The sequence below is a fragment of the Amycolatopsis sp. NPDC004368 genome (assembly GCF_053602515.1).
In genome coordinates, this window is record NZ_JBSGDT010000036.1 from 32,394 (window position 1) to 45,983 (window position 13,590).

A 13,590-nucleotide genomic window follows, 5' to 3' on the forward strand; every position below is an offset into this window, starting at 1 on the left:
CGGCGTCTGGCCCAGCGCTGCATCTCCACCCGGTGACCTACTGGGCCACGGCACTCCGTTCCACGAGCCGGTCACGGAACTCCGCCACGGCCTCGTCGGCGAGCAGACCGCGCCGCGCCAGCGCTGGGCGCACCCCCTCCCCGAACCGGTACGCCTCCTCCAGGTGCGGGTAGCCCGACAGCACGAACTCCGAGACGCCGACCGCGTGGTACTCCTCGATGAGGTCGGCGATCTCCTCGTGGCTGCCGACGAGCGCCGTGCCCGCGCCGCCGCGGACCAGTCCGATGCCGGCCCACAGGTGGGGGTGGATCTCCAGGCCGCGCGCACCCGCGTCGAGGCGGCCGCCGTGCAGGGCGACCATCCGGCGCTGGCCCTCCGACTCGCTTGCGGCGAGCTGGGCCTGCGCCTGGGCGACCTGCACCGGGTCGAGCGCGTCGAGCAGGCGCTGCGCCTCCGCCCACGCCTCGGCGGAGGTGTCGCGCGCGATGGTGTGCAGGCGGACGCCGAACCGCACGCTCCGGCCTTGCGCCTCGGCCAGCGCACGCACCTTCCCGATCTTCTCCGCGACCTGCGCGGGCGGTTCGCCCCACGTCAGGTAGACCTCGGCGTGGCGCGCGGCCACCGGCAGCGCCGCGGGTGACGAGCCGCCGAAGTACAGCGGGGGTACCGGATCCGGCGCAGCGAGCGTCGTCGCGCCCGCGACTTCCAGGTGTTCGCCAGAGAAGTCGAACGGTCGGCCCGACCACACACCGCGCACGATCGTGAGGAACTCGTCGGTACGGGCGTAGCGGGCGTCGTGGTCGTGCCAGTCGCCGAAGCGGCGCTGCTCCACGGCATCGCCGCCGGTCACGATGTTGAGCAGCACCCGGCCCGCCGACAGCCGCTGGAAGGTGCCGGCCATCTGCGCGGCCAGCGTCGGCGAGATCACGCCGGGCCGGAACGCGACGAGGAACTTCAGCCGCCGCGTCTCGCGGATCAGGGCGGCGGTGGTCAGCCAGGCGTCCTCGCACCAGGTGCCGGTGGGCGTGAGCACGGCCTCGAACCCGAGCTGCTCGGCCGCGCGCGCGACCTGCGCGAGGTAGTCGAGGTTGGCCGGGCGCTGGGCTTCGCGGCCCCGGGATTTGTTGGCGTGGAAGCGTTCCACGATCGTGCGGCCGTCGCCGGTGGTCGGCAGGAACCAGTGCAGTCTCACGCTCATCGGGTGCTCCTCGCGGCTTCGATGTCGGGCCCGTAGCGGCGGTCGGCGAACGCCGCGAAGTCAACCTTCCCGGGCAGGGTTCCGTCGGCGGTGAAGGCGTCGGCCAGCTGCTGCTCCGACGTGACGACCGAGTCGTCGAGCGGGATCGGCACGTCGCGCCCGGCGGCCACGGCCTTCTGCGCCACAGCGGGTTCGAGGCCGGTCTCGGCGGCCCACGCGTTCGCCCACTCGTCGCGGTGGGTGTTCGCCCAGAGCTGGGCCTTGACGACGCGGGTCACGAAGTCGCGGATCGCCGAGTTCCGGCCGGGGTCGGCCAGCGCGGCCGTGCTCGCGGTCTCGAACGCCAGCCCGTTGGAGCTGCCGCGCCCGTCGGAGAGCACCCGGGCGTGGGCGTCGAGCTGCGCCTGGGCCGTGTAGGGGTCCCAGATCGCCCAGGCATCCACCTGGTGCTGGGTGAAGGCCGCGTACGCCTCGGACGGCTGCAGGAACGACAGCTTCACGTCCTTGGTGGTCATGCCCGCGCGCTTCAGCGTGTTGAGCAGCTGCCCGTGGGCCGAGCTGCCCTTCGACACCGCGATCGTCTTGCCCCGCAGGGAACCCACGTCCCGCAGCGGCGAATCCGGGGGCACCAGGATCGCCTCGCGTTCGACGTTGCTCCTCGCGACGCTGACCACGGAGATCTTCGCCTTGGCCGCCGCCGCGAAGATGGGCGGTGTGTTCCCGACCCGGCCCAGGTCGATCGCGCCGGCGGAGGCCGCTTCGAGCAGCGGCGGCCCGGAGGTGAACGTCGACCACTCGATCCGATAAGGCACGTCGGACAGCAGGTTCGCGGCCGTGAGCAGGGACTTCACGCCGCCCTTCTGGTCGCCGACGCGCAGCGTCACCTTGGCCAGATCGGCGGCCGGGACGGCCGCGGGCACGGGTGCGGGGCCGGTGGCCGCGCCCGAGGACGAACACGCGGTCAGCCCGGCCAGCAGCGCGGCGACAGCCGCGGCGAGTTTCGCGTTACGCAGGTGCACCTTCGGTCACTCGCAGGTCGGCCAGCACGCGCGAGCGCACGTCGGCGTGGTCGGTGGCTGTCCGCGGCCGCGGGTGGCCGAGGACGTGTTCGGAGACGATGCGGCCCTCGTCGAGGACGAGGATCCGGTCGGCGAGCAGCAGGGCTTCGTCGACGTCGTGGGTCACCAGCAGCACAGCGGGTTCGTGTGTGCGCCACAGGCGTTCGACGAGCCGGTGCATCGCGAGGCGGGTGAGGGCGTCGAGCGCGCCGAACGGTTCGTCGAGCAGCAGCAGGTCGGGCTCGCGCACCAGAGCGCGGGCGAGTGAAACCCGTTGCGCCTCACCGCCCGAGAGCGTGAGCGGCCAGTCGTCCACGTGCCCCGACAGGCGTACTTCCTCGAGCGCCTGCTCGGCCACGCGGCGGTCACGCGAGCGGTTCGCCCCGTCGCGGCGCAGGCCGAGCACGACGTTGCGCCAGACCTTGCGCCACGGCAGCAGGCGCGGTTGCTGGAACGCCACCGACACCGTGCCCACGACGTTCGCGGTGCCGTCGATCTCGGTGTCGAGGCCGGCGAGCACCCGCAGCAGCGTCGACTTGCCCGAGCCGCTGCGGCCGAGCAGCGCCACGAACTCGCCGTGGCCGATCTCGATCTCGAGTCCATCGAGGACAGTGCGCTCCCCGAAGCGTTTCGTGAGGTCGCGCACCGCGACCACCGGCTTCACGGGGCCAGCCATCGCAGCGCCCTCCGTTCCAGGAGCCGCACCAGCGCGTCGGTCGCGAGGCCGAGGATCGCGTAGACGATCAGGCCGACCACCACGACGTCGGTGCGCAGGAACTCGCGGGCGTTGTTGATGAGGTACCCGAGGCCGGCGTCGGCGTTCACGGTCTCGCCCACGATCAGCGCCAGCCACGCGAGGCCGAGCGACTGGCGCAGCCCCACCAGCGCCTGGGGCAGCGCGCCGGGCAGCACCACGTGCCACAGCCGTTCGCCGCGCGTGAAACCGAGTGCCCGCGCGGCTTCGACCAGGCGCGCGTCGGCCGTGCGGATTCCCGAGTGGACGTTCAGGTAGAGCGGGAACGCGACCCCGAGGGCCACGAGCACGATCTTCGTCTCCTCGCCGATCCCGAACCACAGGATGAACAACGGGATCAGGCCGAGGAACGGCAGCGTCCGCAGCATCTGCACGGGCGGGTCGACCAGCGCCTCGCCCCAGTGCGAGAGGCCGGCGGTGATCCCGAGCAGCACACCCACGACCGCGCCGATCGCGAACCCCGCACCGACCCGGCCGAGCGACACCACGAAGGCGGTGCCCAGCTCGCCGGTGCGGACGAGGTCGACCGCGCTGGTCAGCACCGTCCACGGGGCACTGAGCTTCTCGGGTGGCAGCACGCCGGTGGAGCTCGCGAGCTGCCACGCGGAGACGAGCACGAGCGGGCTGATCCAGCGGCGGAGGGAAATCCTGCGCCGGGCGGTTCGCCGGGGGTTCGGTGGCCGTGCGGCCGCGGGTTGCTGGGCGCGCGTCAGCACACCCGTGGTGGAAATCGACACGGATTTCTCCCGGGTACGGGTTTTTGCTACGGGGAAAGGGGAACCGCTCAGCGCGAACGGCAGATCGCGCTCGCCTGCTGCCGGAGGTCGACGTGCAGGCGGCTCACGAGCAGCGCGCCGAGGTTCATGCCCCGAGCTTCACCCGGCCGGGCGGATCGCGTCAACAAACCGCGTGCCCGCTCCCAGGCACTGGTATCACGGACCCACTTGTGCCACGAGTGCGCGCCCTCCCGGGCGCGGGACTACCGAGGAGTGGGACGGCTCAGGCGCCGAACATCCGGTGCCACTCGTCGAGCGAGCGCGGCCGGAACACGAAGTTGGTGTCCTTCACGTGCGACAGCGCGGCCGAGGGCTCGGCCGAGTACTGGTGGCCCGGGTACACGACGGGGTTGCCGGGCAGCGTCGCGAGCCACTGGAGGCTGCGGTAGATCGCGTCGGCGTCACCGCCCGGGAAGTCGGTGCGGCCGCAGCCTTCGAGGAACAGCGTGTCGCCGGAGACGAGCCGGTCGCCGACGAGGAAACACTGGCTGCCCGGCGTGTGCCCGGGCGTGTGCAGCAGCCGGATGTCGATCGCGCCGACGCGGAGCACGTCGTCGTGGTCGTGGGCGCGCAGGTCCGTGCCGGACACCCCGGTGACCCGCCGGACCCACTCCGTCTCTTCGGTGTTGACGTGGATCGGCACCTGCTCGATCGCGAGCAGCTCGGCGATCCCGGGCAGCGAGAAGCCCATCATGTCGCCGCCGACGTGGTCCGGATGGTGGTGGGTGGCCAGCACGCCGGTCAGGCGCATGCCGTCGTCGTGCAGCACCTGCACCAGATCCCCCACCGCGTAGGCCGGATCGACGATCACGGCCTCACCCGACTCGCGGTCCCCGATGAGGTAGGCGAAGTTGACCATCTGCGTCGCGACCGGGTCGCCCACCGCGAAGTCCCGGCCGGCGAGCAGTTGGCGGAAGTACAGCTGGTCTGCCATGGCGGGCAGCCTACGGGTACCTGCCCGGCCCTGCCGACTTCCCCCGGTCGCTACGCTGACTCCCCGCTCGGCCCCTGCCCTTCACTTCCGCGCGAATCCGGAGGCACCGGTGAAGCTGTTGCTCACTTCGGGTGGCGTCACGAACCCCAGCATCCGCACGGCGCTCGTGCAGCTTCTCGGCAAGCCGATCTCCGACTGCCACGCCCTCTGCGTCCCGACGGCACAGTGGGGTCATCCGATGTGCGGTCCGGCGTCGGTGCGGGGATTCGTCGCCGCCGAGCCCACGTGGCAGCACTTCTCGGGCCTGGGCTGGGCCTCGCTCGGTGTCCTCGAACTCACCGCGCTGCCCACCGTCGGCGAGGGGCGTTGGGTTCCCTGGGTCCGGGAGGCGGATGTGCTCCTCGTCGAAGGCGGCGACGCGACCTACCTGTGCCACTGGATGCGGGAGTCCGGGCTGGCCGATCTGCTGCCTTCGCTGCCCGACACGGTCTGGGTGGGGGTGAGCGCCGGAAGCATGGTGCTGACGCCCCGCATCGGCTCGTACTTCGTCGAGTGGCCCTCGGCCCCGGACGACCGCACCCTGGGCGTCGTCGAGTTCTCGATCTTCCCGCACCTGGACCTGTTCCCCACGAACACCCTGGCCGACGCGCAGCGGTGGGCCGCCGAAATCGGCGGCCCGGCCTACGCCATCGACGAACAGACCGCCATCACGGTCGTCGACGGCTCCGTCGAGGTGGTCTCCGAAGGGCGCTGGACGCAGTTCGGGGCCTGACCACCCGGCGGCGTCTGGACGGTCGGTTCCTCACCGCTCGACGGGCCGGGCCAAACGAGCTCGGTTTTCGAACCCGTGTTCGACATGGCGAAAAGCCTACTGCCGCACGCTCCGAATAGGCTGGCGCTCATGGTGTGGGGACTCCTGGGTGCGCTGCTGTCGGCCGTGGCGTACGGCGTCGCGTCGGTGATGCAGGCGGTGGCGGCCAAGGCGACGCCCGACGCGGGCGCGGGGGTCGACCCGCGGTTGCTGCTGCGGGTGCTGCGGCAGTGGAAGTACGTGGCCGGGCTGGGCCTCGACGTGATCGGGTTCATCGCGCAGATCGCCGCGCTGCAGGTGCTGCCGTTGTTCGTCGTGCAGGCCACGCAGGCGGCGAGCCTCGCGGTGACGGCCGTGGCCGCCCGGGTGTTCGGGATGCGGCTGGGGGCGCGCGAGTGGACGGCCGTCGTCGTGGTGTGTGCAGGGTTGGCGTTGCTCGGGTCGTCGGCGCAGAGTGAGGGGTCCGAGCAGGTGGGGCTGGGGTTCCGGCTCGCGCTCGCGGGCGCGGTGGTCGTGCTCGGGCTGGCCGGGATCGCCGCGGGCAAGGCCGGGCGCCGCGTCCGCACGCCGGCGCTGGGGCTCATCGCGGGGCTGAGCTTCGGGCTCGTCGCCGTGGCCGGGCGGATCATCCCGAGCCTGGCACCGCTCGACCTGATCACCGATCCGGCGCTGTACATCCTCGCGGTGTCCGGCGGCATGGCGATGCTGTTCTACGCCACAGCCCTGCAACGCGGCAGCGTCACCACGTCCACCGCGATGATGGTGCTCGGCGAGACCGTGCTGCCCTCGCTCATCGGCATCGTGCTGCTGGGCGACCGGACTCGGCCCGGCTTCGTGGTCGTGGCGGTCGCGGGGTTCGTGCTCGCGGTGACCGCCGCGCTGGTGCTGGCCCGCTTCGGCGAGCCGGCGCCCATCGAACAACCCGTCTGAGACTCAGCCGCGGTTGCGCCGCCACTGGTTCGACAGCAGCCACATCAGGTACAGCCCGCCGATGGCCCCGGTCGCGATGCCGACCGGCAGCCCTTCCTCGCCGAACACCAGGCGCGTCACCAGGTCACTCGCCACGAGCAGCAGCGCGCCCATGAGCGCCGAGGACACCAGCGCCGGTTTCGCCGAGCGCGCCAGCCGTTTCGCCAGCTGCGGTGCGGCCAGGGCGACGAACGCGATGGGTCCCGTCGCGGCGGTGGCGATCGCGCACAACGTCACCGCCACCGCGAGCAGCACCGCCCGGCTGCGTTCCACCGGCACGCCGAGCCCCTTGGCCGCGTCGTCGCCCATCTCGAGCAGCGCGAGCCGCCGGCCGTAGCCGAACGCGAGCGGCAACAGCACCGCCACGGCGATCGCGACCGGCCAGATCTCGTCCCACCCGCGGCCGTTGAGCCCGCCCACCAACCACGCCTGCGCGGCGATCGCGTCCTGCAGCGAAGCCCGCGTGATCAGGTACGAGTTCACGGCCGTGAGCATGGCGGCCACACCGATGCCGACGAGGATCATGCGGAACCCCTGCAGCCCGCGCCGGTACGCGAGCAGCCCGACCGCCAGCGCCGTGACGACCCCACCGGCGAGCGCGCCGAGCGCGACCTCACCCGATCCCCCGTGGGCCAGCACGATCACGAGCAGCGCGCCGGTCGCCGAGCCCTCGGTGAAACCGATCACGTCCGGGCTGCCGAGCGGGTTGGCCGACAGGCTCTGCAGCACGCCGCCGCTCACCGCGAGCGCGGCGCCGACCAGGACCGCGACCAGCAGCCGCGGCAGCCGGAGCGTGGTCACGATGAACTCGGTGCCCGCGTCGCCGAAACCGAAGAGCGTCTTCACGACGTCGAGCACCGACAGCGGGTAGTCGCCGGTCGTCATGCTCACCGCGCTCAGCCCGAACAGCACGACCGCGAGCACGATCCCCACCACGAGCGCGCGCGGCTTCACCTGAACCACGACCCGCCGGGCGGGCCGGTCCTCGAGCGTGGTCACAGGCGCGCCAGCTTCCGGCGCCGGCACAGGGCGATGAACACCGGCGCGCCGAGGAACGCCGTCACGATGCCCACCTGCAGTTCCTCCGGCGGGTTGAGGACGCGACCGATCACGTCGGAGCCGATCAGCAGCACCGGAGACAGGATCATCGAGTACGGCAGCACCCACCGCTGGTCCGGACCCACCAGGATCCGCACGGCCTGCGGCACCGCGAGGCCGATGAACGCGATCGGCCCGATCGCCGCGGTCGAGGCACCGCACAGCAGGGTGACCGCGATCGCGCCCAGCACCCGCGTGCGGCCGATGTGCGCGCCCAGTGCCTTGCCGGTCTGCTCACCGAGCGCGAGCACGTTCAGCGGCCGCGCGAGCAGCAGCGCCAGCACGATCCCCACGGCGATGAACGGCGACACCTGCACCAGCACGTCCGCGCGCCGGCCGCTGAGCGAGCCGACGTTCCAGAACCGGAACTGGTTGAACGTGTCGGGGTCGATCAGCAGCACCGCGCCGATGTAGGCCTGCAGCACGGCGGTCAGCGCCGCACCCGACATCACGAGCCGGTCGGGGGTCGCGCCGCCGCGCCCGGCGGTGCCGAGCAGGTACACCACCACCGACGCGATCGCGGCTCCGAGGAACGCGAACCACACGTAACCGAGCACCGTGGTGACACCGGTGAACGCGATGGCCGAGACCACCGCGGCGGCCGCGCCGTTGTTCACCCCGAGCAGTCCGGGGTCGGCGAGCGGGTTCCGGGTGAGGGCCTGCATCACCGCGCCGGCGAGCCCGAGGGCCGCGCCGACCAGGGCGCCGAGCAGCGTCCGCGGCAGGCGCTGGTCGTGGATGATGACCGCGTCGGTCGAACCGTCGTTGTGCCAGAGCACTGTCCACGTCGAGCCGAACGGGATGCTCTTGGAGCCCACCCAGAGGCTCACCAGCATGATCAGCACGAGCAGCGCGACGGCGCACACCAGGCCACCGCCGCGCAGGGTCCGGGTCCGGCCCCGGTGCGCGGGTGGCCCCGTCGCCACGGGTGGGCTGACGCTGACGACCACCGACACCTCCTGGGGACCGGGTACTCCTTCACGGGCGGTTCTTAGACTAGCCTTACCTATCCAAACCGGGGTGACGCGGGACGCGCGCAGGTGGAACGAACGGGAGGGCGCCGGTGACGACGGCTGCAGCGACGACCGGGCGTAACGTGCTGCGGCGCGCGATCGCCGGGCAGCGGGGGGCCGTGACGCTCGCGTCGGTCCTCGCCGCCGCGCACCAGGGTGGCGAAGCGCTGGTGCCCGTGGTGATCGGTGTGGTCATCGACCGTGCCGTGGCCGACAGCTCCGTGCTCACCCTGCTGACCTGGCTGGGTGTGCTGGCGCTGGTGTTCCTGGTGCTCTCGTACAGCTATCGCTTCGGCGCCCGGGCCGCGGAGGCCGCGGCCGAGCGCGCGGCCCACGACATCCGGCTCGCGCTGTCGCGGCGAGTGCTGCATTCCCGTGGTGGCACCGAAACCGGGGCGCTCGCGGGTGAGCTGGCCAGCATCGGGACGTCGGACGCGCGCCGCGTCGGGATGGTGAACTTCGTGGTGCCGTTCGGGGTCTCGGCGCTCGCCGGCCTCGTCGTGAGCGCGATCGCGCTGCTGCGGATGTCCGTGCCGCTCGGCCTGCTGGTGCTGCTCGGCACTCCCCCGTTGCTGTTCCTCGCGCACCTGATCGGCAAGCCGCTGGAGAAGCGCAGCGAGGTGGAGCAGGAACGCGCGGCGCACGCGTCGGGCGTGGCGGCCGACCTCGTGGCGGGGCTGCGGGTGCTCAAGGGCATCGGTGCGGAACCGGCCGCCGTCGAGCGCTACCGGCGCACCAGCCGCACGTCGCTCGCCGCCACCGTCCGGGCCGCCCGCGCGCAGGCCTGGCACAACGGCGCGCTGCTCGCGTTGACCGGCATCTTCATCGCGCTGGTGGCGCTGGTCGGCGGGAACCTCGCGGCGAACGGCGACATCAGCATCGGCGACCTCGTCGCGGCGGTCGGGCTCGCGCAATTCCTGCAGGGACCGTTCGGGATCTTCGCGTGGGTCAACGGTCAGTTCGCGCAGGGCCGCGCCTCGGCCGGACGCGTCGCCGCGGTGCTCGACGCTCCGCTCGCCGTGCCCGAGGGCAGCTCGCCGTTGCCGGCGCGCACCGCGGGTGGGATCGAGCTGTCCGGGGTGACGCACGGAAAACTGCGGGACCTCGACCTGTCCGTGCCCGCCGGGCAGCTGCTGGGGATCGTCACGGCCGACCCGGCCACCGCGACCGACCTGCTCGATTGCCTGGGCCGCTTCACCGACCCCGGCGCGGGAGCAGTGCGCGTCGATGCCGTCGATCTGTCCACTGTGGACCCGGACCACGTGCGGGAGGTGGTGCTCGTGGCGGCCCACGACGCCGATCTGTTCGAAGGAACACTGGAGGAGAACGTGCGGGCGGGCAGGCCGGCGGTGCCGGACGCGGTGCTGGCGGCCGCGGCAGCCGACGAGGTGGCGAGCACACTGCCGGCGGGCCCGGCCACGGCCGTCACCGAACGCGGACGGTCGCTTTCGGGCGGGCAGCGGCAACGCGTCGCGCTCGCGCGGGCGCTGGCGGCCGACACCCCGGTGCTCGTGCTGCACGACCCGACCACGGCCGTCGACACGGTCACCGAGGCGCGCATCGCGGCAGGGGTCGCGCAGGTACGCCGCGGCCGCACCACGATCGTGGTCACGACCAGCCCGGCCCTGCTCGCGGCCACCGACCGCGTGGTGCTGCTCGACGAAGGTCGGGTGGTCGCCGAAGGTGAGCACGCCGGCCTCGTGCGCGAGCGCGCCGACTACCGCGCGGCGGTGCTGTCGTGAGCGAGCGTGAACTGCTCCCGACCGCGGACGGGCACCGCATCCGCGTCGTGCTGGGCGAGCTGTTGCGCCGCGCGAAAGCGCGTGCCGCCGGGTCGCTCGCGTTCGTCATCGCGGCCACGGCCATCGGCCTGCTCACCGCGCCGCTGCTGGGCCGGGTCGTGGACATCGTCGCGCAGCACCGCCCGGCCACCGACCTCGTGACGCCGGTGGTCGAGCTCGTGCTGGTCGCCGTCGCCTCGGCGATCGCGACGGCCATCGGAACCTCGATGCTCGCGCGCCTCGGTGAGACGATGCTCGCCGACCTGCGCGAGCGGTTCGTCGACCGGGCGCTGGGCCTGCCACTGGAACAGGTGGAGAAGGCCGGGTCCGGCGACCTCACCACCCGCGTGACCAATGACGTGTCGGTGGTCGCCGAAGCCGTGCGCGAGGCGTTGCCGGAACTGGGCCGGTCGGTGCTCACGATCGTGCTGACGCTCGTGGCCATGGCCGTGCTCGACTGGCGGTTCCTCCTCGCCGCCCTGCTCGCCGTGCCGATCCAGCTGCACACCGTGCGCTGGTACGTGCGGGAGGCGAAGCCGCTCTACGCGGCGCAGCGGGCCGCGGTCGGCGCGCAGCAACAGCAGCTGCTCGACACGATCGGCGGCGCGAAAACCGTGCGCGCGTTCCGGCTGGCCGACGAGCACGTGGAGCGCGTGCGGCAGCGCTCCGACGGTGCCGTGGAGCTGGCGTTGCGCGGAATCCGGCTCGTCACCAGGTTTTTCGGCCGGCTGAACCTCGCCGAGTTCGTCGGGCTCGCGGCCGTGCTCGCGGCGGGCTACCTGCTCGTGGGCGCGAACCTCGCGACGGTCGGCGTCGCCACCGCGGCGGCGCTGTACTTCCACAGCCTCTTCAACCCGATCAACACCGCGCTCGCCCTCGTCGACGACGCCCAGGCGGCCGCGGCGAGCCTCGCGCGGCTGATCGGCGTGGCCGACCTGCCCGCACCGGTCGAACCGCGGCTGCCGGCCCGCCCGGCTGATTCGTCGGTGAAGGCCGGCGCACTGCGGCATTCCTATGTGGACGGACACCCGGTGCTGCGCGAGGTGGACCTCGACCTCGCACCGGGAGAGCGCGTCGCGCTGGTCGGCGCGAGCGGCGCCGGCAAGACCACGCTGGCGAAGCTCATCGCCGGAATCCACCGGCCGGGCTCGGGTTCGGTGTCGCTCGGCGGCGTGCCGCTCGACGAGCTGGGCCCGGCCGGGACGCGCCGCACCGTCGCGCTCATCAGCCAGGAGGTGCACGTGTTCAGCGGCACGCTGGCCGACGACCTGCGCCTGGCGCGACCGGAAGCGTCCGAAGAGGACCTACGTGCGGCACTGGCCACCGTGGGCGCGCGGGAGTGGGCCGAGGCGTTGCCGGAGGGGCTGCACACCGTCGTCGGCGAAGGCGGGCACCAGCTCACCGTCGCGCAGGCGCAGCAGCTCGCGCTCGTGCGGCTCGTGCTGGCCGACCCGCCGGTCGCGATCCTCGACGAGGCGACGGCCGAGGCGGGCAGCGCGGGCGCGAAGACGTTGGAGGCGGCCGCGGCGGCGGCACTCGCCGGGCGCACCGGGCTCGTGGTCGCCCACCGGCTCACGCAGGCGGCGGCGTCGGACCGGATCGTGGTGCTCGACGCCGGCGCGGTCGTCGAGACGGGCACGCACGACGAGCTGGTGGCGGCGGGCGGGCGGTACGCGACGCTGTGGGCGGCCTGGTCAGGGACCCGCAGCGGCCCGGAGTGAGCCGTACCGCAGCGCGGGTGGTTGCCTCGATCAACGGTTCGTCTTAGGTTAGGCAAACCTGATTAATCGAGAGCGACCGCAAAGGACCGACGATGGCCCGCTTCTCCCTCCTGTCCGCCGGGCGCGGGCGCGCCCGGATCGCCGGGGCGCTCGCCGCGGCCCTCGTGCTCGCCGGCGCGCTCACCGCGTGCGGCTCCGGCACCTCCACCACGCCCGGTTCCACCGCCGCCTCCGGCGCGACGGATCCCGGCGCGTTCCCGGTCACCATCGAGCACAAGTACGGCTCCACGACGATCGAGAAGGCGCCCCAGCGCGTCGTCACCGTCGGCCTCACCGAGCAGGATTCCCTGCTGGCCCTGGGTGTCGTGCCCGTGGGCACCACCGACTGGCTCGGCAACTTCCCCGGCGCCATCGCGCCGTGGGCCAAGGCGAAGCTCGGCAACGCGCCCCTGCCGACCGTGCTGAAGGACGCCGACGGGCCGCAGTTCGAGAAGATCGCCGCGCTGAAGCCGGATCTCATCATCGGCCTCTACTCCGCGCTCACGCAGGAGCAGTACACCACGTTGTCGAAGATCGCCCCGACGATCGCGCAGCCCAAGCAGTACAACGACTACGGCATCCCCTGGCAGGAGACGACCAAGACGGTCGGCAAGGCCGTGGGCAGGGCCAAGGAAGCCGACGCGCTCGTGGCCGGCGTCGAGGACCAGTTCGCGAAGGCCAAGGCCGCGCACCCGGAGTTCGCCGGCAAGACCGCGCTGATGGCCACCCAGTACGACGGCTACTTCGTCTACGGCAGCCAGGACCCGCGCTCGCGGATCCTGACCTCACTCGGCTTCACCCTGCCGCCGAACCTCGACCAGGTCATCGGCGACAAGTTCGGGGCCAACATCAGCGCCGAGCGCACCGACCTGCTCAACGTCGGCGCGCTCGTCTGGATCGTCGCCAGCCTGCAGGCCGGCCAGGACACGCTGGCGAAGGACAAGCTGTACTCGGGCCTGGACGTCGCGAAGCAGAAGCGGGAGGTCTTCATCGAGGACCCGAGCACCTACGGCAGCGCCACCTCGTTCGTCAGCGTGCTCAGCCTGCCCTACACCCTCGAGCGCCTCGTCCCGCAGCTCAGCGCGGCCGTCGACGGCAACCCGGCCACCGAGGTCAAGCCCGCCGCCTGATCTCCGCCGCACACAGACGAAACCGCCCGGCCGGGAAAGTTCCCGGCCGGGCGGTTTCGGTCGTGCGGTTTCGGTCGTGCGGTTTCGTTCTGGGGTCAGGACTCCATGGCCTCGATGAGGGACTTCGGCCGCAGGTCCGTCCAGTTCCGTTCCACGTAGTCCAGGCACGCCTGGCGGGCGTCCGGGCCGAACGCGGTGGTCCAGCCGGCCGGCACGGCGACGAACTCGGGCCACAGGCTGTGCTGGCCTTCGTCGTTGGTGAGCACCAGATACGTGCCGTCGGGGTTTTCGAAGGGGTTGGTCATGGT

The 13,590-nt window shown here is 72.5% G+C and carries 13 protein-coding genes; 5 read left to right on the plus strand and 8 right to left on the minus strand.

Annotation, left to right across the window (positions count from 1 at the left end; translation table 11 throughout):
• Positions 1–37 precede the first annotated feature (37 nt).
• The 5 genes from ACWEOE_RS34455 to ACWEOE_RS34475 all read right to left on the minus strand — a co-directional run bounded on the left by ACWEOE_RS34455 (position 38) and on the right by ACWEOE_RS34475 (position 4,720).
• Positions 38–1,198 carry an LLM class flavin-dependent oxidoreductase gene (locus ACWEOE_RS34455; RefSeq protein WP_452016664.1) on the minus strand — a complete coding sequence of 387 codons (1,161 nt, stop codon included), beginning with the start codon at positions 1,196–1,198 and terminating at the stop codon, positions 38–40.
• Entirely contained in the window at positions 1,195–2,217 is a 1,023-nt protein-coding gene (locus tag ACWEOE_RS34460; protein ID WP_452016666.1) for an ABC transporter substrate-binding protein, read from the minus strand. Before ACWEOE_RS34460 ends, ACWEOE_RS34455 begins: the two co-directional genes overlap by 4 nt.
• Positions 2,204–2,932, minus strand: a complete 729-nt coding sequence (locus tag ACWEOE_RS34465) for an ABC transporter ATP-binding protein (RefSeq protein ID WP_452016668.1) — start codon at positions 2,930–2,932, stop codon at positions 2,204–2,206. The genes ACWEOE_RS34460 and ACWEOE_RS34465 overlap by 14 nt, the downstream gene beginning before the upstream one ends.
• Positions 2,917–3,747 (minus strand): ABC transporter permease, encoded by an 831-nt coding sequence (locus ACWEOE_RS34470; RefSeq protein WP_452016670.1) that lies wholly within the window; start codon positions 3,745–3,747, stop codon positions 2,917–2,919. The genes ACWEOE_RS34465 and ACWEOE_RS34470 overlap by 16 nt, the downstream gene beginning before the upstream one ends.
• A gap of 262 nt (positions 3,748–4,009) precedes the next feature.
• The gene (locus tag ACWEOE_RS34475; RefSeq protein WP_452016672.1) at positions 4,010–4,720 is read right to left on the minus strand and encodes an MBL fold metallo-hydrolase; all 711 of its coding nucleotides are present in this window, start codon (positions 4,718–4,720) and stop codon (positions 4,010–4,012) included.
• 109 nt (positions 4,721–4,829) lie between these two features.
• Here ACWEOE_RS34475 and ACWEOE_RS34480 point away from each other — a divergent pair, with 109 nt between their 5' ends.
• The gene (locus ACWEOE_RS34480) at positions 4,830–5,492 is read left to right on the plus strand and encodes a Type 1 glutamine amidotransferase-like domain-containing protein (protein ID WP_452016674.1); all 663 of its coding nucleotides are present in this window, start codon (positions 4,830–4,832) and stop codon (positions 5,490–5,492) included.
• A 129-nt stretch (positions 5,493–5,621) separates the two neighbouring features.
• The gene (locus ACWEOE_RS34485) at positions 5,622–6,461 is read left to right on the plus strand and encodes a hypothetical protein (RefSeq protein WP_452016676.1); all 840 of its coding nucleotides are present in this window, start codon (positions 5,622–5,624) and stop codon (positions 6,459–6,461) included.
• A gap of 3 nt (positions 6,462–6,464) precedes the next feature.
• Here the strand turns inward: ACWEOE_RS34485 and ACWEOE_RS34490 are convergent, their stop codons facing one another.
• Both ACWEOE_RS34490 and ACWEOE_RS34495 read right to left on the minus strand, forming a co-directional pair.
• Positions 6,465–7,499, minus strand: coding sequence for a FecCD family ABC transporter permease (locus ACWEOE_RS34490; RefSeq protein ID WP_452016678.1), 1,035 nt, complete (start codon positions 7,497–7,499; stop codon positions 6,465–6,467).
• Positions 7,496–8,524: a FecCD family ABC transporter permease gene (locus ACWEOE_RS34495; RefSeq protein ID WP_452016709.1), complete on the minus strand. Its 1,029-nt coding sequence runs from the start codon at positions 8,522–8,524 to the stop codon at positions 7,496–7,498. Before ACWEOE_RS34495 ends, ACWEOE_RS34490 begins: the two co-directional genes overlap by 4 nt.
• A gap of 137 nt (positions 8,525–8,661) precedes the next feature.
• Here ACWEOE_RS34495 and ACWEOE_RS34500 point away from each other — a divergent pair, with 137 nt between their 5' ends.
• The 3 genes from ACWEOE_RS34500 to ACWEOE_RS34510 all read left to right on the plus strand — a co-directional run bounded on the left by ACWEOE_RS34500 (position 8,662) and on the right by ACWEOE_RS34510 (position 13,282).
• Positions 8,662–10,353: an ABC transporter ATP-binding protein gene (locus ACWEOE_RS34500; protein ID WP_452016680.1), complete on the plus strand. Its 1,692-nt coding sequence runs from the start codon at positions 8,662–8,664 to the stop codon at positions 10,351–10,353.
• The gene (locus tag ACWEOE_RS34505) at positions 10,350–12,113 is read left to right on the plus strand and encodes an ABC transporter ATP-binding protein (RefSeq protein WP_452016682.1); all 1,764 of its coding nucleotides are present in this window, start codon (positions 10,350–10,352) and stop codon (positions 12,111–12,113) included. The genes ACWEOE_RS34500 and ACWEOE_RS34505 overlap by 4 nt, the downstream gene beginning before the upstream one ends.
• A 92-nt stretch (positions 12,114–12,205) precedes the next feature.
• A complete protein-coding gene (locus ACWEOE_RS34510; RefSeq protein ID WP_452016684.1) occupies positions 12,206–13,282 on the plus strand; it encodes an iron-siderophore ABC transporter substrate-binding protein in 1,077 nt (358 codons plus the stop codon).
• A 95-nt stretch (positions 13,283–13,377) separates the two neighbouring features.
• Here the strand turns inward: ACWEOE_RS34510 and ACWEOE_RS34515 are convergent, their stop codons facing one another.
• On the minus strand, positions 13,378–13,587 hold the full coding sequence (locus tag ACWEOE_RS34515; RefSeq protein WP_452016686.1) for an MbtH family protein: 210 nt from the start codon (positions 13,585–13,587) through the stop codon (positions 13,378–13,380).
• Between the last annotated feature and the right edge of the window lie 3 nt (positions 13,588–13,590).